This window comes from Caldimonas sp. (assembly GCF_046291045.1).
Taxonomy (GTDB): domain Bacteria; phylum Pseudomonadota; class Gammaproteobacteria; order Burkholderiales; family Burkholderiaceae_C; genus Caldimonas.
Window position 1 is genome coordinate 1 of the sequence record NZ_JBKBSL010000041.1, and the last position, 23,546, is coordinate 23,546.

Annotated in this window: 22 protein-coding genes; 7 read left to right on the top strand and 15 right to left on the bottom strand. The window is 69.2% G+C overall.

Annotation, left to right across the window (positions count from 1 at the left end):
- The 7 genes from ACK4ZD_RS13115 to ACK4ZD_RS13145 all read right to left on the bottom strand — a co-directional run.
- Positions 1 to 547: N-acetylmuramoyl-L-alanine amidase (locus ACK4ZD_RS13115; protein WP_409662869.1), on the bottom strand; the 547-nt coding region annotated here is incomplete at its 3' end.
- Between the two features lie 200 nt (positions 548 to 747).
- Positions 748 to 2,898, bottom strand: a complete 2,151-nt coding sequence (locus tag ACK4ZD_RS13120; RefSeq protein ID WP_409662872.1) for a TonB-dependent siderophore receptor — start codon at positions 2,896 to 2,898, stop codon at positions 748 to 750.
- A gap of 35 nt (positions 2,899 to 2,933) precedes the next feature.
- Positions 2,934 to 4,184, bottom strand: coding sequence for a PepSY-associated TM helix domain-containing protein (locus ACK4ZD_RS13125; RefSeq protein ID WP_409662874.1), 1,251 nt, complete (start codon positions 4,182 to 4,184; stop codon positions 2,934 to 2,936).
- Between the two features lie 37 nt (positions 4,185 to 4,221).
- Positions 4,222 to 6,336: a TonB-dependent siderophore receptor gene (locus tag ACK4ZD_RS13130; RefSeq protein WP_409662877.1), complete on the bottom strand. Its 2,115-nt coding sequence runs from the start codon at positions 6,334 to 6,336 to the stop codon at positions 4,222 to 4,224.
- Between the two features lie 109 nt (positions 6,337 to 6,445).
- The gene (locus tag ACK4ZD_RS13135) at positions 6,446 to 6,868 is read right to left on the bottom strand and encodes an ExbD/TolR family protein (protein ID WP_409662880.1); all 423 of its coding nucleotides are present in this window, start codon (positions 6,866 to 6,868) and stop codon (positions 6,446 to 6,448) included.
- 18 nt (positions 6,869 to 6,886) lie between these two features.
- Positions 6,887 to 7,624, bottom strand: a complete 738-nt coding sequence (locus ACK4ZD_RS13140) for a MotA/TolQ/ExbB proton channel family protein (protein ID WP_409662883.1) — start codon at positions 7,622 to 7,624, stop codon at positions 6,887 to 6,889.
- 2 nt (positions 7,625 to 7,626) lie between these two features.
- Positions 7,627 to 8,373, bottom strand: coding sequence for an energy transducer TonB (locus tag ACK4ZD_RS13145; RefSeq protein ID WP_409662886.1), 747 nt, complete (start codon positions 8,371 to 8,373; stop codon positions 7,627 to 7,629).
- A 183-nt stretch (positions 8,374 to 8,556) separates the two neighbouring features.
- Here ACK4ZD_RS13145 and ACK4ZD_RS13150 point away from each other — a divergent pair, with 183 nt between their 5' ends.
- Complete coding sequence (locus tag ACK4ZD_RS13150; RefSeq protein WP_409662889.1) at positions 8,557 to 9,627, top strand: AbrB family transcriptional regulator; 1,071 nt, start codon at positions 8,557 to 8,559, stop codon at positions 9,625 to 9,627.
- A gap of 4 nt (positions 9,628 to 9,631) precedes the next feature.
- Here the strand turns inward: ACK4ZD_RS13150 and ACK4ZD_RS13155 are convergent, their stop codons facing one another.
- Complete coding sequence (locus ACK4ZD_RS13155; RefSeq protein ID WP_409662891.1) at positions 9,632 to 10,210, bottom strand: MOSC domain-containing protein; 579 nt, start codon at positions 10,208 to 10,210, stop codon at positions 9,632 to 9,634.
- Positions 10,211 to 10,218: 8 nt separating this feature from the next.
- The gene (locus ACK4ZD_RS13160) at positions 10,219 to 11,097 is read right to left on the bottom strand and encodes a substrate-binding domain-containing protein (RefSeq protein WP_409662894.1); all 879 of its coding nucleotides are present in this window, start codon (positions 11,095 to 11,097) and stop codon (positions 10,219 to 10,221) included.
- A 712-nt stretch (positions 11,098 to 11,809) separates the two neighbouring features.
- Here ACK4ZD_RS13160 and ACK4ZD_RS13165 point away from each other — a divergent pair.
- Entirely contained in the window at positions 11,810 to 13,672 is a 1,863-nt protein-coding gene (locus ACK4ZD_RS13165) for a phosphoenolpyruvate carboxykinase (GTP) (RefSeq protein WP_409662897.1), read from the top strand.
- A 120-nt stretch (positions 13,673 to 13,792) separates the two neighbouring features.
- On the opposite strand, the gene ACK4ZD_RS13170 is transcribed toward ACK4ZD_RS13165, so the two are convergent.
- Positions 13,793 to 14,062, bottom strand: coding sequence for a hypothetical protein (locus ACK4ZD_RS13170; RefSeq protein WP_409662900.1), 270 nt, complete (start codon positions 14,060 to 14,062; stop codon positions 13,793 to 13,795).
- Positions 14,063 to 14,188: 126 nt separating this feature from the next.
- Here ACK4ZD_RS13170 and ACK4ZD_RS13175 point away from each other — a divergent pair, with 126 nt between their 5' ends.
- On the top strand, positions 14,189 to 15,142 hold the full coding sequence (locus tag ACK4ZD_RS13175) for a LysR family transcriptional regulator (protein ID WP_409662903.1): 954 nt from the start codon (positions 14,189 to 14,191) through the stop codon (positions 15,140 to 15,142).
- Here ACK4ZD_RS13175 and ACK4ZD_RS13180 read toward each other — a convergent pair whose 3' ends face one another.
- Positions 15,143 to 16,459, bottom strand: a complete 1,317-nt coding sequence (locus tag ACK4ZD_RS13180; RefSeq protein ID WP_409662906.1) for a D-amino acid dehydrogenase — start codon at positions 16,457 to 16,459, stop codon at positions 15,143 to 15,145. It lies immediately after the preceding gene.
- A 37-nt stretch (positions 16,460 to 16,496) separates the two neighbouring features.
- Entirely contained in the window at positions 16,497 to 17,174 is a 678-nt protein-coding gene (locus ACK4ZD_RS13185; protein WP_409662908.1) for a LysE/ArgO family amino acid transporter, read from the bottom strand.
- Between the two features lie 73 nt (positions 17,175 to 17,247).
- On the opposite strand from ACK4ZD_RS13185, the gene ACK4ZD_RS13190 reads away from it, so the two are divergent.
- From ACK4ZD_RS13190 to ACK4ZD_RS13200, 3 genes are all read left to right on the top strand, one after another.
- Complete coding sequence (locus ACK4ZD_RS13190; RefSeq protein WP_409662911.1) at positions 17,248 to 18,168, top strand: LysR family transcriptional regulator ArgP; 921 nt, start codon at positions 17,248 to 17,250, stop codon at positions 18,166 to 18,168.
- A 40-nt stretch (positions 18,169 to 18,208) separates the two neighbouring features.
- Positions 18,209 to 19,807 carry an alkaline phosphatase D family protein gene (locus ACK4ZD_RS13195; RefSeq protein WP_409662914.1) on the top strand — a complete coding sequence of 533 codons (1,599 nt, stop codon included), beginning with the start codon at positions 18,209 to 18,211 and terminating at the stop codon, positions 19,805 to 19,807.
- A 163-nt stretch (positions 19,808 to 19,970) separates the two neighbouring features.
- Positions 19,971 to 20,177 carry a hypothetical protein gene (locus tag ACK4ZD_RS13200; protein WP_409662917.1) on the top strand — a complete coding sequence of 69 codons (207 nt, stop codon included), beginning with the start codon at positions 19,971 to 19,973 and terminating at the stop codon, positions 20,175 to 20,177.
- Positions 20,178 to 20,250: 73 nt separating this feature from the next.
- Here ACK4ZD_RS13200 and ACK4ZD_RS13205 read toward each other — a convergent pair whose 3' ends face one another.
- Both ACK4ZD_RS13205 and ACK4ZD_RS13210 read right to left on the bottom strand, forming a co-directional pair.
- A complete protein-coding gene (locus ACK4ZD_RS13205; protein WP_409662920.1) occupies positions 20,251 to 20,706 on the bottom strand; it encodes a fasciclin domain-containing protein in 456 nt (151 codons plus the stop codon).
- A 31-nt stretch (positions 20,707 to 20,737) separates the two neighbouring features.
- A complete protein-coding gene (locus ACK4ZD_RS13210; RefSeq protein ID WP_409662923.1) occupies positions 20,738 to 21,718 on the bottom strand; it encodes a fasciclin domain-containing protein in 981 nt (326 codons plus the stop codon).
- 189 nt (positions 21,719 to 21,907) lie between these two features.
- On the opposite strand from ACK4ZD_RS13210, the gene ACK4ZD_RS13215 reads away from it, so the two are divergent.
- Entirely contained in the window at positions 21,908 to 22,540 is a 633-nt protein-coding gene (locus tag ACK4ZD_RS13215; RefSeq protein WP_409662926.1) for a TetR family transcriptional regulator, read from the top strand.
- A 46-nt stretch (positions 22,541 to 22,586) separates the two neighbouring features.
- Here ACK4ZD_RS13215 and ACK4ZD_RS13220 read toward each other — a convergent pair whose 3' ends face one another.
- Positions 22,587 to 23,009, bottom strand: a complete 423-nt coding sequence (locus tag ACK4ZD_RS13220; protein WP_409662929.1) for a universal stress protein — start codon at positions 23,007 to 23,009, stop codon at positions 22,587 to 22,589.
- Positions 23,010 to 23,546: the final 537 nt, after the last annotated feature.

The window sequence follows — 23,546 nt, forward strand, 5'->3', positions numbered from 1 at the left end:
TCAAACACGCCTCGTGGACATGTGCACAGGCCGGCCAGCGGCCTGCACACATGCCCACCGGGCTCGACGACCAGGAGTCATTGTGACTGTTGTGTTCCACACGAAATGACGAAGGACCGCCAACCAGCTCGATACCGATGGAATCGCTGTTGACCGGGAAGCGGTCGGGGTAGGTCTTGCGCCTTTCGATGTCGTTGATGGCGGCAATCTGAGCGGACCATCCCAAGGTGAGCGCCTTGGCAATCTCCGGGTCGCGACAGTTCGTTTTCAACAGCTCCAGGCAGCGTGATTTGATACGTGCCCCCACATGAAAACATCGCTTGAAAAGGCTCGCTGTCTGGTACAGGGTTCCGTTTTTCGCGATCAAGAAATGCGCACCATGCCCGCCACGGGCATAGGCATAGAACGTTGCCTGCTCGTCTGCCGCATCTGTTTGATGGATGACGATCGCGCGAGCGGCCTCTAAGGCCCCGTGTTCGATCTGGGGAAACCGACGATGTTGCACGTGGGCATGCACAAGCATGCCCTCCTGATCGATCTTCGACAACGGAACCTCCTTGAGTCTTGTTAGATGCGGCAGCCAACGAGTCTAGGCCGCCGCTCCTGCCCGGGACAAGACTCTTGTCGTGAGCGAATGTGACAACCGCTTGCCAAAGGGATCGAGGTCGCGCGATCTACTTTCGTCCACCCCATGCAGCCCGGCTCCCCGTCCTACGCTTTGGCATACCCTGGATCCCGTCTGTGCGCTCAATACGTCCAGTTCAGGCTGGCGCTCACGTGGCGGGGCGCCCCAGCGTGGTTCTGCGACCAGTACAGGCTGTTGATGTAGCGCTCGTTGGTGGCGTTGCGCAGGTTCAGGCTGACGCTCAGGTGCCGGCTGATCTCGTAGCGCGCCATCAGGTCGAGCAGGGCGTAGCTGTCCTGGAGCACGCGCGCGGTGCCGCCGCCGGCCAGGGCCTCGTCCCGATAGCTGCGGCTTTGCCAGTTCACGGCCGCGCCCAGCTTCAGGCCCGGCAGAGCCGGCACACGGTAGCGGGCGGCCAGGCGGAACATCCGGCGCGGCACGAAGGTGCGCGCGGCGTTGCCCTCCTCGTCCTCCAGTCGCAGTTGGGTGTAGCTGCCGGCGAGTTCCCAGTCGCGGCCCAGGCGGCCGGCCAAGTCCAGCTCGAAGCCGGTGGAGGTGGCGTCGATGCCCTCGTAGTAGCTGCCGTTCGGGCCGAAGCCGGCATAGACCGGGTCGTTCTTTTGCGTCACGCGGAAGACCGCCAGGTTGCCCTGGAGGCGGCCCTCGAACCACTCGCCCTTCAGGCCGGCCTCGACGCTGCGGCCTTCGAGGGGGTCGAGCACGCGGTTGGCCGCATCGACCTTGAACTGCGGGTTGTAGATTTTCGTGTAGCTCGCGTAGACGGTGTGGTGGGCGTCCAGGTCGTACAGGGCGCCCAGATAGGGCGCCGTCTTGAGCTTGCGGTAGCGGTGGGTCTCGCCGTACTGGATGCCGTCGCTGCGGGCCTGTGTCAGGTTGGCGCCGGTGATGAGCTTGAAGTTGTCGCTCAGGTTGAAGCGGGCCACACCGTAGAGCGTGCGGCGGTAGTCGGTGAAATCGGCGTGGCCGTCCACCCGCTCCTTGTCGAAATCGGGGCGCGGGGTGCTGCCGTCGAGCATGTCCTCCTCGCTCAGCGGATCGCCCACGCCGGCGTAGCTCGAGCGCAATGCATTGACGCTGCGCGACCCGCTCAGGCCCACACGCGCCTCGTGCTCGCGCCCTGCCAGGGTGAAGGGGCCGCCGAGATTCACATCGGCCACCCACTGGCGCTCGCGGTGGCGATAGGCCGAGGGGAAGGTGCTCAGGCCGGTGCCGTCCGGGTTAAGCGTGCCAACCACGTAAAAGAGTTCGGCGTCGGAACCCAGCTCCCGGTGCAGCACCGTGGCCCGGCTGCGCCAGCCGCCACCCCAGGCGTGGTCGAGCTCCAGGAAGGCCTGGGTGTCGTCAGTGTGCCAGTAGGTCCAGCCAGGCGCGCTGCTGGCCGAAGGCGGGTAATCCGTGAGGCTGCCGTCGCTTCGATGCAGCGGCAGGCCGCCCCACATGATGCCTTCGGGACGGTTGCGCTGCTGGCTCACGCCGCCGGTCAGCACGGTGTCGGGACCGAGGTCGGCTTCGAGCATCGCACCCAGCACGGTCTTGCGCAGGTGGTAGCGGTCCAGGTAGGAATCCCTGTCCTCCACCGCGGCGATCACGCGCGCGCGCAGGCTGCCGGCCTCGTTGAGCGCACCGCCCACGTCGGCATCCAGGCGGCGCTGGTTCCACGACCCCAGCGTAAGCCCGGCGGAGGCCTGAAAGCCGGGCGTGGGCCGCTTGCGCACGAAGTTGACGGTGGCCGAAGGGTTGCCGGTGGACGAGCTCAGGCCATTGGCGCCCTTCACCACCTCGACGCGGTCGTACAGCACGGTGTCGATGTCGCCGAGCTGGTCGCCGGTGGCAAAGGGCAGGCCCAGACCATCGACCTGGAAGTGGGTGATGTCGAAGCCGCGGGCGCTGAAGTAGGTGCGGTCGGTCTCGATCCGCTCGACGCGCACGCCGCTGGTGGCCGACAGCAGGTCGCGCACGTCGCGCAGCGCGAAGTCGTCGATCTGCGTGCGCGTGACCACACTGATGGACTGCGGCGTCTCGCGCAGCGAGAGCCGCAGGCCCGTGGCGGTGTGGGTGGCGCGCGTGGTGTAGCTGTCGCGGCCTTCGGTGGCGGCGCGTTCGGACTGGCCGGTGACGGTGACGGCCGGCAGGGCCTCGCCGGCCGTTGCGACGGGCTCATCGGCCGCCCAGGCGGCGGTGGCGCCCAGCCACAGGGCCAGGGCGTGCAGGATAGGGTGAGGGCGCAGGTGCTGCGGCCGGGACACGGACATGACAACTCCGGGAAGGTTGAGGAAGGGAATGCGGTTCAGGCCAGGTCTTCGCGCATGCGCGGGGCCGGCGTCGCGGAGGCCGCCGCCTCGGCCGGCACGGCCCGACGGCCGCGGCGCTTGCGCCACCAGATCACGATGCCGGTGACGCTGAGCACCACGACCACCAGCCCCATCACGAGCACGAGGAGCCGGTACGGCAGGCCGAAGACCTTGCCCATGTGCAAGGCGGCCAGCCAGCTCGTGAAGGTGTTGCCCGGCGCGATCTTGGGATGCTCGAAGGCCAGCTCGGCGCCGTGGTCGTCCTGGGCCGAGAAGTAGACGACGGTGTGGCCGTGGTCGTCGGCGAAGTCCTGGTCGCTCATCACCGAGTAGTACCAGGCGCCGTGCTCACGCGCGAACATGATCGCGTCTTCCTGCTCGATCACGAAGCCATGGCGCACCGCACGCGCCGCCATGAGCTCGCGCCCGCGCTCGCGCGCCTGCTCCCAGCTCATGTTGGCCTGCATCAGCGGGGCGTGGTGCAGGTCGGGCAGGGTCTCGTGGGCATCGACCGTCGGCACGATGCGCTTGAGCACCGGCAGGTAGAGCTCGTCCTTGAGGTTCAGGCTCACGCTGGACACCGCGAACAAGATGAGCATGCCCCACAGCCACAGGCTGAGCGCGCGGTGCAGGTCGAAGTGGATGCGGTAGGTGCTGCCCGACCACTTCACGAGCCAGGCCGGCTTCCAGCCCTTCCAGAAGCCCTCGCGGCGGCGCGGCAGCGTGAGGTACAAGCCCACGAAGCTGTCGAACAGCCAGACGAAGGAGATCACGCCGAAGAGCCACATGCCCCAGGGATAGGGAATGGTGAGCGCGTAGTGCAGCTGGTACATCAGCGGCATGAAGTGGGCGCGGTCGAAGACCCAGGCACCGCGCTCGCGCTCGCCCAGCACCTCGGCGGTGTAGGGATTGGCGAACACCTCGTAGAAGCGCAGCTTCTGGGCGCCCTCAGGGCCCACCAGGCGCCAGGCATAGAGCTTGTGCGAGCGGCCCGGCTCGCGGTGCAGCGGGTGGTAGTCCAGGTGGGCGTTGCCAGGCAGCGCTTTCTCGACGCGCTCGCGCAGGACGAGCGGGTCGAGCAGCGGCACATCGCTGCGGTCTTCGACGAGCATCAACTCCGGGTTGAGCGCGGTGTCGATCTCGTCATAGAAGGCAAGCAGGCTGCCGGTGAGGCCGGCGATCACGAGGAAGCCCGCGATCGCCAAGCCGGCGTAGCGGTGGGCAAGCACCCAGAAGTGACGGGTCATGGCTGGCTCTCTTTCAAGCGGGGCTGGCGGTGACGGTTCAGAAGCGGTAGGTGACGGTGGCGTTGACGGTGCGGCGTGCGCCGTACCAGCAGTCGCCGCGGCCCAGGCAGGTGGCCACATAGGTCTTGTCGGTCAGGTTGGTGACGTTCAAGGCCGCGCGCCAGGTCGGGTTCTCCCAGGCCAGCAAGGCATCGAGCAGGGTCACGCTGGGCGTGATGGGCGCCGGCGCATTGCGGAAGGACTCCAGCCAGCGCAGCCCCAAGCCGGCAGAAAAGCCTGGCGTCCCGCCCAGTGCGAAGCGGTACTTCGTCCAGACCGAGGCCTGGTTCTCGGGCAGGGCCTCCAGCGTCTCGTCGATGTCGGTGTAGGTGTAGCTGGCGACGACATCCACCACACGTGCCACGGTGGCCTTGGCCTCGAGCTCGACACCGCGGGTCTTGGTTTCGCCGACTTGCTCGACGCAGTTCGGGCCGGAGCCCGACACCGAGCGGCTCTTCTCGCGCAGGTCGTAGACCGCCGCCCCCAGGGCGATCTGCCGCTCCGGCGGGAGGTACTTGAGGCCCGCTTCCCACTGCTTGCCGCGCTGGGGCTCGAGCAGATCGCCGTTGCAGTCGCGTCCCGCCACCGGCGTGAAGGCCTCGCTGTAGCTCAGGTAAGGCGACACGCCGTTGGCCGCCTCGTACAGCAGGCCCAAGCGGTGCGTGGTGGCCGAGGTCTTGGCCGCCGGCGAACCGGCCGTCGAGTTGTTCACGCGATCATGCCGCACACCGGCCACCACCACCCAGTGATCGCCCCAGCGCAGCTGGTCTTGCACGTACACACCGGTTTGGGTCAGCGTGTTCTTCGGCAAGGCAGTCAGTGTCGGCACCGTGAACCCGGTGTAGACCGGGTCGTAGACATCGATGTCGGGAATGGCCGTGCCCGCCGGGACGTAGGCTTGGGCGGTGCGCGCCGTCGCGCGCGACACATCGAGGCCCGCCAGCACGCGGTGGCGCACCGCGCCGGCGTCGAACTGCCCTTCGAGGTGCTGATCGGCCGCGATCTGGCGCAGCTCGTTGTGCTGAAACCAGCCGATGCGGCCGAGCCTGCGCTGGTTCACCGGGTCAGCCGCCCAACCGCCGGGCACGGAAAACGAATCCCCGTAGATGGTGTGGTAGACGACCTCGTTGTCGGAGTAGCGCAGGTTCTGGCGCACCGCCCAGTGGTCGCTGAAGCGGTGTTCGAACAGCCAACCGAGGGTGCGCCGCTGGGAGTCGTAACGGTCCACGCCGGGCTCGCCGATGAAGGTGTCGGTGGGGATGCGCCCATTGGGGTTGTCGGACGCCATGCCGGCCCAGGGGAAGAACTGCGAGGTGGAGCCAGTCTTGTCCTCTTGCCACAAGGCCTGCAGGGTCAGCGAAGTGCGGTCGCTGGGACGCCAGGTCAGCGAGGGCGCCACGAGCTTGCGGTCGTCACGCACGTAATCCACCTGCGTGCCGCTGTCGCGGCCCACGGCCACCAGGCGGTAGAGCCATTGGCCGTCCTCGGTGAGGGGGCCGGTCAGGTCGGCCTGCAACTGCTGGCGGTGGAAGCTGCCCAACTGCACGCCCACCTCGCGCTGGGCTTCGGCCAGCGGACGCTTGCTGACCATGTTGACCAGGCCGCCGACGCTGCCCTGGCCGAAGAGCATGGCCGAGGGCCCGCGCAGCACCTCGATGCGTTCGAGCGTGTAGGGGTCGGTGCGGGTGTTGCTGGTGTAGTAGCCGCTCAGGTGCTTGCGCAGGCCGTCGAGGTACTCGGCGGCGTCGGTGCCGCGGATGCGGGCCGAGTCCGTGCGCGAATCCAGCCCGTAGGCATCGGAACGCACGCCGGCGGCGTAGTTGAGCGCGTCCTGCAGGCCCGTGGCCCCGGTGTCGGTGATGAGGTCGCGCGTGACGATGGTGATCGACTGGGGCGTCTCCGACAAGGCCGCGTCGGTCTTGGTGGCGCTGGCCGCGCGGCGCGGGGTGTAGCCGGGCACCGGGCTGGTGGCCGTCTCGCGCTCCCGATCGGCGCTGACGGTGACCTCGGGCAAGGCCTCGACCGCAGGGGCCTGGGCGGCGGCGGGCAGGCCCAGGGCGAGCAGGTAGGCGCATGGCACGGCTCGCAAAACGGGACGGAAAGACGCAGACATGGCAAAACTCCAACAAGGCTGCTGGTGAGGGGGAGCTTTGCCTGGGTCCGTCACGCAGCGCGTGCGGGGCCTGGGTACGACAGCAAGGCGGCGGGCCGGTCCGCCGGGTCTAGGGTTCGGGTTGGCTGATGAACCCGATCTTGCTCAGGCCGGCCTTGGAGGCATCGGCCAGGGTCTCGGCCACGAATCGGTAGGGCACGGCCTGGTCAGCACGCAGGTGCACCTCGGGCCGCTGGCCCTCGGGCCGAGCGCCTTCGGTCCTGAAGCGTTCGATGGCCTGCTCGCGCGTGACCACCTCGCCGTTCCAGTAGCGCGTGCCGGCCGCATCAATGGCGAACTCGATGCGCTCGGGCTTGAGCTGGTTCTCCTGCGCGCTGACCTGGGGCAGGTCCAGCTTCACCGAATGCGTGAGCAAGGGGGCGGTGACGATGAAGATCACCAGCAGCACCAGCATCACGTCGATGAGCGGCACCATGTTGATCTCGGCCATCGGGGCGCCCGAGGATTTCTGGTCGAAACTGCCAAAGGCCATCGTGTGTCTCCCCCAGGCTCAGGCCTTCGTCGCGGGCTTGAGCGGCCGCACGTTCTCGGGGCGGGCCCCACCCAGGGCTTGACCGGTGGACAAGAAGGCAAAGAGGTCGAAAGCAAAGGAATCGAGCTTGGCGGTGAGCACCCGATTGCTACGGGTGAGCCAGTTGTAGCCCATCACCGCGGGGATGGCCACCGCCAGGCCCAAGCCGGTCATGATCAGCGCCTCGCCCACCGGGCCGGCCACTTTGTCCAGCGTGCCCGCACCGCTCATGCCGATGGCCACGAGCGCGTGGTACACGCCCCAGACCGTGCCGAACAAGCCCACGAAAGGTGCCGTGGCCCCGATGGTGGCCAGCACCGTCAGGCCGTTCTCCAGGCGGGTGTTCTCTTCGTCGAGCACCTTCTTCATCGTGCGCGTGAGGAAGTCCTGCGCACTGCCCGCCTCCTCCAGCTTGGCCGCGCCGTATTTGGCGTGGTGGGCCTGGGCATGCATGGCATGAGCCGTCAGGTGCGAGAAAGGGTCGCGCACGCCATGCGTGGCGATCTCGTTTTGCACCTGCTCCAGCGAGCTGGCATTCCAGAAGAAGTTCAGGAAGGCCTCGCTGCGGCGCCGGCGCAGGAAGGCCGTGATGCCCTTCATCACGATCAAATACCAGGAGATCGCCGACATCAGCAGCAGCACGACGAGCAGGGCCTTGCCCACGGCATCGGCCTGGGCGATGAAGTGGCCGAAGCCCAGGGTGGTTTCAGGGGTCACGTTCAGTTCTCCAGATCAAAGACGATGGGGGCGGGCACCCACACGGCCTGGGGCACGCCGTTTTCGGTGTAGGGGCGGAAGCGCGCGCCGCGCATGGCGTGGACGGCCGCGTCGTCCAGGCGCTGAAAGCCGGAGGACGACTGCACACGAGCCTGCAGCGGCCGGCCCTGCTCATCCACGAGCACGAGCAGGACCACCCGGCCCTTCTCGCCCAAGCGGCGCGACAGCGGCGGATACTGGACCCGCGGCGGGCTGAGGTACTGCACCGCGCTGGCCGACACGGTCTTGGGCTGTGGCGCCGCAGGAGCCGGCGGCGCGGGCGGAGCCGGGGGAGTGAGCGCCACGGCCGGCTCGGGCGGCGGCGGGGGTTCGACCGGCGGGGGCGGCGCCACGAAAGGCACGGGCGCCGGATCGGGCGGGGCCGGTGCGGCAATCACCGGAGCCGGCGGGGGCGGCTTGCGCACCACGGGCCGCGGCGGCGGAGGCGGCGCAGGCGGGGGCGGCACCGCAGCAGGCGGCGGGGGCGCCGCCGTCAAGAACTCCACGAAGATCGGGGCGGCTGCGCCCACCGCGGTGCGCACGGTTTCGAGCTGCAGCAGCCCCCAGCCGGCCCCGACATGGGCAGCCACCACGGCCGCCAAGGCCAGCACGCGTTCGCGGCGGCCCAGGCCCGGCTCACCCACGCGAGGCAGGCGACTCAGGTCCAGATCGGCCCACGGGCTCGAGGCCGGAGAAGAGGCGGCGGTCACGTCATCCACTATTAATGAGAACGATTCGCATTATAGGCAACACCCGGAGGGCTGTCCGATCCGACGTGCGAGCACCGCGCGCATTGTCCTCCCGGCAGACTGCACACGTTGCCATCGTGGCCGCCCCCGCGCCCTCATCGTCTAGCATCTGGGGCCATTTGCTTCGAGGATCCGCAGTTGTCCATGGCGAGCGCCTTGTCTTCCCTGCCCCGTCCGGCGCGCATCGCGGCCACCTTGGTGCTGGCCGGGCTGGCCGGAGCGGCCTGCGAGGGGCTGGGCACGCCCTTGCCTTGGATGATTGGCCCCTTGCTCGTCGCGGCCGCCGGCTGCGTGGCCGGGCTGCCGCTGGAGGGCAGCTTGGTACTGCGCAGCGCCGGGCATTGGGCCATCGGCACGGCCCTGGGACTGTACTTCACCCCCTCGGTGGTGGGCGTGGTCGTGCGTCACGCCGCCGGCATCGTCGTGGGCATCGCCTGGGCTCTGGCGCTGGGACTGGCCTTTGGCCTGGTGCTGGCGCGCCTGCACCGCAGCCTGCCCGACCTGGATGCTGCCACCACCTACTTCGCCAGCGCGATCGGCGGCGCCTCGGAGATGGCGATGCTGGCCGAGCGCCACGGCGGCCGGGTGGATCTGGTCGCCTCGGCCCACAGCGTGCGCATCCTGCTGGTGGTGATCCTCATCCCTTTCGGCTTCCAAGCGCTGGGCCTGCGCGGGCTGGACCCCTTCGTGCCCGGTCCGGCCCAGGTGCATGGTGCCGGGCTGATGCTGTTGATCGCGCTGACCTGTGCCGGCTCGCTGTTGCTGCAGCTCCTGGGCAAGCCCACGCCGTGGGTGCTGGGCTCGCTCGCCGTGGCCGCCACGCTCACCGCCAGCGGCATCGAGCTGTCGGCGCTGCCGGCGTGGATGACCCACCTCGGCCAGGTCTTCATCGGCGTGGCCCTGGGCACACGCTTTTCGCCAGCCTTCGTCCGCACCGCCCCGCGCTGGCTGGCCACCGTGGCGGTCGGCACGCTGGCGATGATCGTGCTGTGCGCAGGCTTCGCCTGGGTGCTGGCCCGCTGGGTGGGCCTGCATCCGGCCACGGTGATGCTGGGCACCTCGCCCGGCGGGATCGCCGAGATGTGCATCACCGCCAAGGTGCTGCAACTGGGCGTGCCCATCGTGACGGCCTTCCACGTCACGCGCATGGCCGCCGTGGTGCTGCTGGCCGGGCCGTTGTTCAGGTGGCTGCGCCGCCGAGGCTGGTTGGGCTGAGGGCTCAGCGCCGCATCCGCGCCGCAAAGAGTTCGGCGATGCTCACCTCGCGCGGGCCCGGCACCAGCTCGAAGGCATCGCCGGCACGCACGGTGCCTTCTTCTCGCACGGCCAAGTAAAAGCCGCAGTAGCCCGACTGCGCCATCAACCGGACCGACTGCCGAAAACCCATCGCATGCTCGAACTTGAAGCAGGGAAAGCGCGGCTCGCTGATCGCCAGCGCGCAGTCCGGGAACCTCAGCACGTCGCCGATCCAGGCTTGGGCCTCGGTCAGGCCGGTGAGCGTCAGGTTCTCGCCCAAGGCGCCAGGCGGCAATTCGTCGTCCCAGGCCGCCACGCGGGCCTGGGCGCGCACGGTGCGCCAGAAACCGTAGTGCTCGGACGGATAGGCATAGACCGCCTTGGACAAGCCGCCGTGCACGCTGAGATCGGCCTGCTCGTCGCCCTGCAGGCCCAAGCGCCGCACGGCCACCGGCCCCTCGAGCGGCCGCTTGACATAGGCGCTCGACACCTCACGGCCCTGGATCGTCACCGGGTGGGCGGATCCGACCTGCACTGACAGCACGCGGCGGGACACGGGCACCGTCCTCGTCAGCCCCGCGGCGGCGTCACCCCGTAGCCCCCCGGCGCCGAGGAGACGGCGCGGCGCCCGGTGGGCCCGGTCAGCCAGTCCAAGAAAAGCTTGCCGGCTGGGTGATTGACCCGGAACGACCGCATCGCATGGTAGAGGTCGGCCAAGCGCGCATCGCCTTCGACCACGATGCCCAGGCCCTCGCGTTGCCGCGAAGCGAGCCAGACGCCGCGGTCCACCAGGACGTAGGCCCCCCGTTCATTGGCCTGGGCCAGGGTCTCGGCCATGCCGCCGACGGCACGCAGGTACCAGGGCCCTTGGGGCTCCAGGCCCGCGGCCTGCCACAAAGAGCGCTCTTTGGCGCGCGCACCGGTGCGCTCGGCCGGGGCCAGGAACAGGGCCTGTCCTTGGGCCCCCGCCTGCGCCAGCCGCGCCAGCGCCGCAGCCACGTCCACGCCTCCCGCCAAGCCCAGCGGGTCACGCGGCGGCAGGGCCTTGCGGCCCTTGGTCGGCGAGGCAGGACGCTCCAGAGGTCCGGCCAGGACGAAGCGGTTGGACGCCACGAAGCGCCGATCGTGCACCAAGCCCTGCCTGAGCAGGGCTTCCTCGGCCTGCGGCGCGTGGGTGATGGCCACATCGACCTCGCCCTGCTCCAGCAAGGCCAGCATGCGCTCGCTCGGGCCCGGGGTCGTGTCCACCGCCAGGCCGGTGTCGCGCGCGATGGCGCGACGGATGTGCAGCGCAAACCCGCTGTCGTGCAACGAGGTGGCCACCCCGACCAGCAAGGCTTGCGTCTGGGGGCGCCGCTGCTGGGCCCGTGCCGGCCCCAACCAAGCGGCAAGCGGCGCCGCGCCAGCGGCCCGCAGCAGGCGGCGACGCGAAAGGGAAATGCAGGCCATGGCGGAAGACTCGTCGGGCGATGCCGCATCTTAACGACAGCCGTCGCCAGGAGGGGCAAGGGCACGGGCGGCCGGCCTGACCTCAGCGGCCCGATGACCCCATAGCGCCAGCCACCAAGGCCTGCAAGCGCCGCAGCTGGTCGAGGGCACCCTCGAGGTCGCTGGTCCCGACCAGGGAGCCTCGGGGCCGCCGGTCGGCGCCCCCCTGCCCCAACGGCAGCAAGACCTCCACCGGGCTGCACGGCGCCTCGCCAGCCGCACACGGGCCGGACGGCAGGAGGGGCTCAGGACCGGGTTGTGGCATGCAGCACATTGAATGGGATTTTATTCCATTTATCAATCCTGGGGGCGAAGGCCATCCGCGCACAGCCGGGGGTGTGGTGGGCATGCTGTCATACCAAACTTGCATAACGCCATGCTGTTGGCGAGTTACCGCCGGATTACACTGGGTGGCTGCCTCGCAGGGGCGGCCTTCCGGCGCACCCGCCGGCTGCCGCTTCCGGCTCGCCCGGCTTGCCCACAACGCAGTCCGAACGGGTCGGCATCGCCCCCGCCATGGGGGCGGCCTCGCCGTGCGCCGCCTGCCCGGCGGGCCGGCCCTGCGGCATTTGGCGAGCCCCGAGCGCCGGCTTGCGTTGCACCTGCATCTCCCGGCTGTTCCCGTCCGAGGTTCTCCAAATCCCGCTTTCGGCTTTTCATGTTTGGAGTGACCATGAACCAACCCTTGATGCAGGGCTTGCGCCTCGACGCCCCCGCTTTCGTGAGAAACGCCAAAGTCCTGGCCTGGGTGGCCGAGATCGCCGCCCTCACCGAACCCGACCGCATCTACTGGTGCGACGGCAGCCAGGCCGAGTACGACCGGTTGTGCCAGCAGCTCGTGGACGCCGGTACCTTCAAGAAACTGAACCCCGCCAAGCGCCCCGGCAGCTACCTGGCCGTGACCGACCCCAGCGACGTAGCCCGCGTGGAAGACCGCACCTTCATCTGCACGCCGAAGAAGGAGGACGCCGGTCCCACCAACAACTGGGTGGCCCCCGAGGAGATGCGCGCCACCTTGCAAACAGGACCGAACGCCCTGTTCAAGGGCTGCATGCGCGGGCGCACGATGTACGTGGTGCCCTTCTCGATGGGCCCGCTGGGTTCGCCCATCGCCCACATCGGCATCGAACTGTCCGACAGCCCCTACGTGGCCGTGAACATGCGCATCATGACGCGCATGGGCCGCGCCGTCTTCGACGTGCTGGGCACCGACGGCGAGTTCGTGCCCTGCGTCCACTCCGTGGGTGCACCGCTGCAGCCCGGGCAGAAAGACGTCACCTGGCCGTGCAACCAGACCAAGTACATCGTCCACTACCCCCAGACCCGCGAGATCTGGAGCTATGGCTCGGGCTACGGTGGCAACGCCTTGCTGGGCAAGAAGTGCTTCGCGCTGCGCATCGCCTCCACGATGGGCCGCGAGCAAGGCTGGCTGGCCGAGCACATGCTCATCCTGGGCGTGACCAGCCCCCAGGGCAAGAAGTACCACATCGCCGCCGCCTTCCCCAGCGCCTGCGGCAAGACCAACTTCGCGATGCTCATCCCGCCCAAGGGCTTCGAGGGCTGGAAGGTCACGACCATCGGCGATGACATCGCCTGGATCAAACCCGGCCCGGACGGCCGCCTGTATGCCATCAACCCCGAGGCCGGTTACTTCGGCGTGGCCCCGGGCACGAACGAGAAGACCAATCCCAACTGCATGGCCTCGCTGCGCGAGAACGTGATCTTCACCAACGTGGCGCTCACCGACGACGGTGACGTGTGGTGGGAAGGCATGGGCCCGGCCCCCGAGCACGCCATCGACTGGCAAGGCCAGGACTGGACGCCGCAGATCGCCCAAGAGACCGGCCGCAAGGCCGCCCACCCCAACGCCCGCTTCACCGTGGCGGCCACCAACAACCCCGCGCTCGACCCCGCCTGGGACGACCCCGCCGGCGTGCCCATCGACGCCTTCATCTTCGGCGGCCGCCGCAGCACCACCGTGCCGCTGGTGACCGAAGCCCGCAACTGGGTGGAAGGCGTCTACATGGCCGCCACCATGGGCTCGGAGACCACCGCCGCGGCCTTTGGCCAGCAAGGCGTGGTGCGCCGCGACCCCTTTGCGATGCTGCCCTTTGCGGGCTACAACATGGCCGAGTACTTCCAGCACTGGCTCGATCTGGGCAAGAAGCTGCAGGCCAGCGGCGCCCGGCTGCCGCGCATCTACACCGTCAACTGGTTCCGCAAAGACGAAGCCGGCAACTTCGTGTGGCCGGGTTTCGGCGAGAACATGCGCGTGATGAAGTGGATGATCGACCGCATCGAGGGCCATGGCCGGGGCGAGGAACACATCTTCGGCGTGACCCCGCGCTATGAAGACCTGCACTGGGACGGCCTGGACTTCAGCGCCCAGCAGTACGGCCAAGTGACCCACCTCGACCTCGCCGCGTGGCAGCACGAACTGCGGCTGCACGACGAGCTCTTCCAGCAGCTCTCGCACCGCCTGCCTCAAGAACTGGTCGAGACCAAGGAAAGGCTGGCCCGCCGCCTGGCCGCCTGAGGCTCTGCGGGGTTGGCAAGCGCCGGCGACCCCGGATCGCCGGCTCATGACGACAGCCGCCCTTGGGGGCGGCTGCACGCTGCGCCCGCTCCGGGACGGGCGATCATTTTTTGTGAGCGCTCACTCGTCTCGCGAGGACTGCAGGCGCATTGCCGCGGCTCGCAGCTCGGCGGCAAAACCGGGCTGGCTGGCGCTGTAGGTGTCGGCCAGACGCAGCATCTCCTGGATGGCGCGCGTCTCGGCCCACAGGCGGCGCTGTTCGACGATGTGGCGGCCCACGGCGCGCAGACCGTTCAGAACCGAGGCGAAGATGCTGGCTGCCCAAGCCGCACCGCGCGGGGCGGCGGTGTGGACCGAAGCCGACGGGAGCTTGATGGTGGTGGCAGACATGGTGTTTTCCTTTCCGTACACGCCGTCCTTGACGTGTTGGAAGAGAGTCTAGGGTAATCCCTAGGTATGTTGCCAATGGATTGTCAGAATCACAGACATTCACATTGGTTATGACATGATGGCGTGATGAACTTCCGCACGCTCGATCTCAACCTGCTGCGCGTGTTCGACCAGGTCATGGCCGAGCAGAACCTGACGCGTGCCGCCGAACGCCTGGCCATGACGCAGCCGGCCGTCAGCAACGCCCTGCGTCGGCTGCGAGAGGCACTGGGCGACGAGCTCGTCACGCGCACCGCCTTTGGCGTGAAGCCCACCCCGAAGGCCGAAGCCCTGTGGCCCGAGGTGCGTGCCGCGCTCGACCGTCTGCGCGAGGCCATCGAGCCACGCAGCTTCGATCCGCGCACCCAGGAGGCCACCTTCCGCCTGGCGATGGCCGACGCCACCGCCGCCACCTTGCTGCCGGCCCTGGTGCAGGCCATCGAATCGACCCAGGCCCTGACCAACGTGCGCGTGCTGCCGCTCACCACCCGCGACCCGCGTCCCTGGCTCGAGCGCGGCGAGGCCGACTTTGCGGTGGGCTACTTTCCCCAGGCCGTGGCCGCGCTGGAGGCCGAAGGCGGCCAGGCCACCATCCACCACCAGCGGCTGTACGACGGGCACTACGTATGCGTGATGCGCAAGGGCCATCCGCTGGCCGAGGGCCCCCTCACGCTCGACCGCTTCTGTGAGGCCCATCACCTGCTGGTGAGCTTTTCCGGCCGCGCGCACGGCTTCGTCGACGAGGCCCTGGCCGCGCTGGGCCGCACCCGGCGCGTGGTGCTCACGGTCAACCAGTTCTTCACTGCCGGGCGTGTGGTCACGGGCTCGGACCTGCTGACCGTGCTGCCCTACGAATTCCTGCCTGCCACCGGCTTCGAAGACGAGTTGGCGATCCAGCCGATCCCGCTGGCCCTGCAGGGCGTGCACGTGGAGGTGCTATGGCACCAGCGCAACGACCGGCATCCGGCCCATGTCTGGATGCGCGAGCGCATCGTGGCGGCCGGACAGGCCCACCAGCGCAGACGGACGGCCCAGAGCTGATCAGGCCGCCGCGCGGCGCAGACCGGACGCCCCCATCGGCGCGGGCGGCAGCCCGCAGAAGCCAAAGTCCAGCGCCGGACGCTTGCCGCTCATCAGCTCGGCCAAGGCGCGGCCCGAGCCGGCGCCGTGCGTCCAGCCCAGCGTGCCGTGGCCGGCGTTCACCCACAGCCGCTGCAGGCGGGTGCGGCCGATGTAGGGGATGTTCGAGGGCGTGCTCGGGCGCAGGCCGGCCCAGAAGTTGGGTTCGGACAGATCGGCCACGCCGGGGAAGAGCTGCTCGTAGCGCTTGAGCAGCGCCTGGCAGCGCACCTGGGCGGTGGGCGTGTCCAGACGGGTGTCGTAGCCGGCCAGCTCGGCGGTGCCGGCGATGCGCACGAACTCGCCCAGGCGCGAAATGGCGATCTTGCGGCTGTCGTCGAGCAGGCTCACGACGCTGGCCTTGTCGGGGTGCTTCAGCCGCAGCGTGGCCGAATAGCCCTTGGCCGGGTAGATGGCCAGCGACACCCCCAGCGGGCGCAGCAGCGCAGCGGTGTACGAGCCCATCGCCGCCACGTAGGCGTCGGCCACGAGGGTGTGCTGGCGGCCGCTGCGCATGTCGCCCACGCGCACGCCGCGAAGCTCGCCACCACCGGCCTCCAAGCCCAAGATGTCGTGCTCGTAGAGAAAGCGCGCCCCTCGCTGTGCGCACAGGCGCGCCAGTTGCTGGGTGAAGACACGGGCGTCGCCCGACTCGTCGCTGGGGGTGTAGGTGCCGCCGGCGATGTGGGGCCCGTAAGCAGCCAGCGCGGGCTCCACCTTCAGCACCTCCTCGCGGCTGAGCACGCGGCGGTCCACGCCGTATTTGCGCATCAGCTCGGCGCCGGCCGCACCGTCGTCGAATTCCTTCGGCGTGGAGAAGAAATGCAAGATGCCGCGCTCCAGGCGCTGGTACTCGATGCCGGTGCGCTCCACCAGTGCTCGCAGCGACTCTTGGCTATAGCGGCCCAGGGCGACGAGCTGGCGCACATTGCGCTCGAAAGCCTTGTCGTTGCACTGAGTGAGGAAGCGCAGCCCCCACAGCCACTGCTGCGGGTCGAGACGGGGGCGAAACAGCAACGGCGAGTCGTCGCGTGCCAGCCACTTCAAAACCTTCAGCGGCGCGCCCGCACTGGCCCAGGGTTCGCAAAAGCTCACTGAGATCTGCGCACCGTTGGCAAAGCTGGTCTCCAGCGCGGCATCGGGCTGACGATCGATCACGGTGACGTCGTGGCCCTCCTCAAGCAGGTACCAGGCCGTGCTGACGCCCACGATGCCGGCGCCCAGGACGATGACTCGCATGATCGACTCCTTCGAGAAACGGAAAGCCTGCCAAGGTTCAGACCCCGGGCGCCCCCAGGGGTTGCAGCAGCAGTTGCGCCGCGATCCAGCACATCACCGCGGCGATCACCGCGTCCAGGGCCCGCCACACCTCGGGGCGACGCAACCAGCCCGAGGCCAGGCGAGCCCCGTAGCCCAGCAGACCGAACCAGGCGGCCGAGGCCGCACCCGCGCCGGCCACGAAGGCCCAGCGGGCCGCCTGCGGATGCTGCGCACCCAGCGCCCCCATCAGCACCACGGTGTCCAGGTAGACATGGGGGTTGAGGTAGGTCATCGCCAGCGCCGCCGCCAGTGTGGGCACGAGGCCGCGGTCGGCCCCTTCAGCGACCAGGCCGGCCGAGGCGCCAGACCAGGCGCGCCGGGCCGCCATCGCCCCATAGGCGAGCAGGAAAGCCGCCCCGCCGTAGCGCATCACCTCCATCCACAACGGCGAGGCGGCCAGCCAGCGGCCCAGGCCCATCACCCCCACCAGGGTCAGCGCCCAGTCGGACAGGATGCACACGGCCACCACGGCGCCGACATGCCGGCGGGCCAGGCCCTGGCGCAGCACCAGCGCATTCTGCGCCCCGATGGCCACGATCAGCCCGGCCATCGCGACGAAGCCCTGCAGCCCCGCCGCCATCAGGGCGGGCGAGTTCAGGACGAACGCATCGCGGGTCGGGTCTAGGGCCAACATCCAGCCATTGTCGGCAGGGGAGGGGCTGTGGTGAAGCTGGATGAATATTATTCCGATTACATTAGCGTCACTTATGAATGACCTGGACCCTGCCGCCCTGGAATGCCTGGCCGCTCTCGTGGACGAGGGCAGCTTCGAGCGAGCCGCCGCGCGGCTGGCCATCACGCAATCGGCCGTCTCGCAGCGCCTGCGGGCCCTGGAGGCTCGGCTGGGCCAACCCGTGGTGGTGCGCGCACGGCCCTTGCGTCTGACCGAGCCGGGCAAGGTGCTGTTGCGCTTTGCGCGCCAGTGGCAGGCACTGCGCGCCGACGTGGCCCGCGAGCTCGAAGCGGCCGGCGGTGGTGACGACCGGCTGCCCATTGCCGTGAACGCCGACAGCCTGGCCACCTGGGTGCCGCCGGCGCTCGATGCGTTGGTGCATGAAGGCGTCTCGCTGGAGCTGGTGGTGGACGACCAGGACTTCACCCACGACTGGTTGCGCCAGGGCGCGGTGCTGGGCTGCGTGAGCACCGTGCGCCGCGCCCTGCAGGGCTGCCGCGTCACCCCCCTGGGCGTGATGCCCTACGTGGCGGTGGCCAGCCCGGCCTTCATCGCGCGCGAGCTGCCTCAGGGTTTGCACCGGCGCAACTTCGCCCACGTGCCCTTCCTGGTCTTCAACCGCAAGGACGACATGCAGGCGCAGTGGGTGAGCCGTGCCTTCGGCGTGCGCAGCCCCCGACTGCGGGAACGCTTCGTGCCCTCGTCCGACGCCTATGTGCGCGCGGCCGTGATGGGCTGGGGCGTGGGCGTGGCTCCGCTGCTGCAGGTGCGCACCCATCTGGAACGCGGCGAGCTGCAAGTGCTGCACCCCGACGTGCGTCTGCCCGTGGCCCTGCACTGGCACCAATGGAAGCTGGGCGATGAACGGCGCCCCGTCGCGCGCGCCAGCCTGCTCGACCGCATCGGCCAGGCCCTGGCGGCCGGTGCGTGCCAGGTGCTGGAGCCCCCGTCCTGAGGCTCGCCCCGAGCCCCAGCGCGCGACAATGCGGGGCACCATGCTCGCCCTGCCCAGCCGCCGCCACACCCTCGTGCAGCTCGCGCGCGCCGGCGCCGCCCTGGCGCTGGCACGGCTGGCTGCGCCGGTGCAGGCCCGGCCCGAGGCCCTGCGCATGACCGACGACCCGTTCACGCTGGGCGTGGCCAGCGGCATGCCGCGGCCTGACGGTGTGGTGCTGTGGACCCGGCTGGCGCCGCAGCCGCTGCAGCCCGACGGCGGCCTGCCCGCGGTGGCGGTGAAGCTGCAGTGGGAGATCGCCGACGACGAGCACTTTCGGCAAGTGCGCCAGCGCGGCGAGGCGTGGACCGGGCCCGAGCGCGCGCACGCCGTGCACGTGGACGTCAGGGGCCTGCCCAGCGCTCGCACCTATCACTACCGCTTCCATTGCGGCGGCGCCACCAGCCCCGTCGGACGCACGCGCACCGCGCCGGCCGCTGATGCCGACGTGGGCCTGCTGCGCCTGGCCCTGGCGTCGTGCCAGCATTACGAGCAGGGCCATTTCGCCGCGCACCGCGAGATCGCTCGGCAGGATCTCGACCTCGTGCTCTTCGTGGGCGACTACCTCTACGAGACCAGCGACCCGAACTTGCGGGTGCGCCGCCACGGCCCGCGGCCCACCACCTTGGCGGAGTTCCGGCGCCACCACGCCCAATACAAGCTCGACCCCGATCTGCGCGCCGCGCATGCCGCCCACCCCTGGGTGCTGACCTGGGACGATCACGAGGTCGAGAACGACTACGCCGACGACCGCAGCCCGCGGCACCCGGACCCGCAGGCCTTCCTGGCCCTGCGCGCCGCGGCCTACCAAGCCTATTTCGAGCACTTGCCGCTGGCGCCGTGGATGGCGCCCCAGGGACCGCAGCTGCGCCTGCACCACCGCCTGGCCTGGGGTCGGCTGGCCGAGCTGTGGACACTCGATGGCCGACAGTACCGGTCCGTCCAGGCCTGCCCCAGCGCCGAGCGCCCGGTGGGCGGGCGCCTGGCCGCCCCGTGCCCGGAGCTGTCCGACCCGCAACGCACGATGCTGGGGTTCGAGCAGGAACGCTGGCTGCAGCGCAGCCTGGCCGACAGCCCCCGGCAGTGGAAGCTGCTCGGCCAGGCCAGCCAGATCAGCCCCTGGGGCGTGAACACGCCATTGGGCCCCCGCCTCTTCACCGACGGCTGGGACGGCTATCCGGCCGCGCGCGAGCGGCTGCTGTCGGCTGTCGCGCAGGCCGGCTTGGCCGACGTCATCGCCCTGGGGGGCGACGTGCACCGCCACGTCGCGGCGGATCTGCGCGTGATCCCCAACGACCCCCGTTCCCCGGTGGTGGCCAGCGAGTTCGTCACCAGCTCGATCACCACCCGCGGCCTGCCGGGCTACGCGCTAGGCCTGATACGCTCGAGCAACCCGGATCTGCGGCACGCACGCTCGGATGAGCGCGGCTACGTGCTGCTGAGCTTGGACGCGCACCGCGCGCGCGCCGAGTTCCGCGCTACGCGCTTTCCGGTGCCCGCCGATGCCCGACTGCACACGCAGGCGGTCTACGTCGTGGAGTCCGGTCATGCGGGCGTGCAGCCCGAGCATGCGGGCGACCCCGGCCCCCGAGGGGCCTGACGAGACGGGCCGAGCCCCCTGGCTGAGGGGCCCAGCTTGTGCAAATGTCGCCACATCCCCCTCCAATTCGGGATATCGCGGGCTACAGGAGCGGCCCACACTGCCGATGCATGAGATGAGACAAGGCACCGCCCCTCGGCCGTGCCCGCAAGGAAGGTGCATCATGGCCCGCTTCTCGCTGCCCCTGTGGAACCGCGCTCCCGCCCCGGCGGCGCCTGCCTATGAACCCGACCCCGCCGACCTGGGCACCGAGCTCGGCCTGGAGGCCCGCCTGGGAGGCACCGTGCCCGCCCCGGCGCACCATGGCCGCGGTGACGAGGACACACCCGCACGCCGCATCGAGGACGTGTACAGCCACGACGGCGTTTGAAGCACGGCCCGCCTGAGGCGGGCCGCTCGGTGCGGGCGGCGCACGGCCGCCCTCAGGGACATGCCCGCAGCGATCAGCGGGGCATCACCACGGTGTCGATCACATGGATCACACCATTGCTCGCGGTCACGTCGGTGGCCGTCACGCGGGCGTTGTCCACCGTCACCCCGCCCGTCGTGCCGATGGTCAGCTCCTGGCCCTGCACGGTCTTGACCTTGCCGGCCTTGACGTCAGCCGCCATGACCTTGCCGGGCACGACGTGGTAGGTCAGCACCGCGGTCAGCTTGGCCTTGTCGGCCAGCAAGGCATCGAGTTGGGCCTTCGGGATCTTGGCAAACGCTTCGTCGGTGGGGGCGAACACCGTGAAGGGGCCCGGGCCCTTGAGCGTCTCGACCAGCCCGGCGGCCTGGACCGCGGCCACCAAGGTCTTGAACGAGCCGGCGGCGACGGCGGTATCGACGATGTCCTTGGCCCAAGCGGCAGCGCTCAGGCCAAAGCCCAGGACGGTGGCGATCAACAGCTTCTTCATGGCAACACTCCTTGGTTGAAGGGAACGAGACTCAGGGGGCAACGGGTGGCAGGAGGACCGCATCGATCACATGGATCACCCCGTTGCTGGCCACCACATCGGTGGCGAGGAGGGTGGCCGTGCGCGAGCGGCCGTCGGTGATGCGAAGGTCGGTGCCCACACGGAAGGTGGCGCCCTGGACGGTCGTCACATCCACCGGCCCGCTGCTCACAAGGGCCGCCACGTCGGCCGCGCGCACATCGCCGCTCACCACGTGGTAGGTCAGGATGGCGGCCAAGTCGGGCGAGGCCAGCAGCTGTTCGGCCGTCAAGCCCAGCTCGGCCAGCGCCGCCGCGAAGGCGTCGTTCGTGGGGGCGAACACCGTGAAGGGGCCGGTGGCGGACAGTGTGGCGGCCAAGTCGGCTTCCACCACGGCCGAGACCAGGGTGGAGAACGCCGGATGGAGCTGGGCCATCTGCACGAGGTTCAGCACGCCAGGAGGCACCAGCACCTTGTCGATCACATGCACCACGCCGTTGCGGGCATCGATGTCCGGCGTGGAGACGGTGGCCGTGGTCCCCAGTGCGTCCGTCAGGGTCACGCCACCCCCCAAGCTCAGGCCCAGCACGGCGGGGCCGCCCTCGAAGTTGTAGAGCGTGTTCAAGGGGCCGGCCGTCAGGGCCGTGGAAGGATTGTCCCCGGCCACCACGTGATAGGTGAGGATCTTCGCCAGGGCGTCGGCCGGCAGGTCGCTCACCAGCGTCGCACCGTCGGCCAGGCCGATCGCGCGGGCCGCTGCGTCGAACGCCGCATTGGTGGGGGCAAAAACCGTGAGTTGGGTGTCCCCCGAGAGCGTGGCCACCAGGTCCGCTTTGACCACCGCGGCCACCAGGGTGCTGAAGTTCGGGTCGCTTTGCGCAATTTCGACGATGCTGGGCGCTGTGGCCGTGTCGTCGTCATCGTCACCGCCGCCGCAGGCGGCCAGGAAGGCGACCGAGGAGGCCGCCACCAAGTATTTCAACCATCGAGTCATAGGGATCTCCTGAACGTGTTCCGGAACTCCCCTCCCGCCGGGTCCGAAGTCTTCGAGACGCTTCGGTCGCCGCGCAGGAAATATAACTCACCAGTTCATGATTTCAACTGTTTAGTTTGTCATACGACCAAACGGTAATAGTTCGACGGATGGGTATGCTTCTTTGCCGGCGGGTCTACAATGCGGCCCATGGCCCGCATGTCGTTCAAGGAACAGGTGCTTCGCGCTCGCGAGGACGCCATCGTCTCGTCGGTCAACCGTCTGCTGGCGGAAAAGGGCTTCGAGGTGATGACGGTGGACGAAGTCGCCGCCGACGTCGGCATCGCCAAGGCGAGCCTGTACAAGCACTTCACGTCCAAGGAAGAATTGGCGGCCGCGGCGATGATCCGCGTGTTGCAGCGGGCACTGGACTTCACCGCGCCGCTGGACGCAGACACGGGGCTGTCGCCCATCGAGAAGCTGCGGGCCACCGCCCGCTGGACCCTGGAAGTGCAACTGGCCGGCGAGATGCCTTCGCTGCCTTCGCAGAACTCCAGTCTGCGCCAGGCCCTGATCGCCAATCGCGGGTACATGGACCGGCTGGTTGCGCTGAGCGACCGGCTGGGAGCCTGGATCGTGGCGGCGCAGACCGACGGACAGATCAATCCGGCCTTGCCGCCCGAGGTGGTGCTCTACACCCTGTTCGCGCGCGCCTGCGATCCGGTGCTGGGTTTCCTGAAGGCCGGCGGCCAGCACAGCGACGAGCAGATCATCGGCTACCTGCTGTCGACCTGCTTCGACGGTTTGCGAGGGCCGGCGTCGCCCGCCGCTGCGGTGCGCTGAGCCGGTCGAGCGGCCGGCTCCATGGCGCAGGCCGGGACTGTGGGCCTCAGCGCACCAGCAGCACCGGCGTCTTGCAATGGGCGATGACCGAGGTCGCCACCGAGCCCATCACCAGGTTGCCCAGTGCGCTGTGGCCATGCGAGCCCATGACCACCAAGTCGAACTTGCCGGCGTCCGCCATCTTGGCGATGACCTCGCCGGGGTGGCCGACCTTGTGCACCGTCTTGGACTTCAGACCCTGCTTGTCGAAGAAGGTGCGCACCGGCTTGAGCACCTTCTCGGCCTCGTCGGCGTAGTACTCGGCCAGCGTCTCTTTGTCGATCACGGCCGCCGCACGCGGGGGCACGGCCGGCACCGCGGTCAACACCGTGTAATCGTGTGCGCCGCCGAACAACTCGTCATGCGCGGCGAGATAGCCCAGCATACGTTTGGTGTAGGCACTGCCATCGACGGCCACGAGGATCTTCATGGAAACGCTCCTGAGAGGGGATTGGGGGTGAGCTTGTCATCACCGCGGCGGCGCGGACTTGATGAACCTCAAGATCATACGCAGCTTGCCAAAGGGGGGCGCCGAGGCGGGCCCCGCACCCGCCTTCCCCCTTCCGAGGGATGGGGCCGCAACGGCAGTCAGGGTACATTGACGCCGTGCTGTCACACGGGGCTGACACTCACACAGATTGCCGGCCGCCGCACCGTGCGCTTCCGAGGCGCCGCGCGGCTGGTCAGTCCACAGTCTCCCAACGACGTCCTTCACAGGACTTCCTCGCCCACCCTCCCGGTGGGCGTTTTTTTTGATGCATGCTCTGCGCCGCCCGGTACTGGTAACAGCTCGCTTCACGGAGCAACCCTTTGTAAAAACAAAGCCCGCCCCCTTCCCTGGAGGGGCGTCCCCTGGACATACTCCCGCCGCTCCATCCGAGACCATGACGTGACCACGAGCGGGCTGGACCCGCCGCATCCAGGGAGGATGAATGGACGTGTCGCTGCGCGAGGCCGCCCCAGCGCG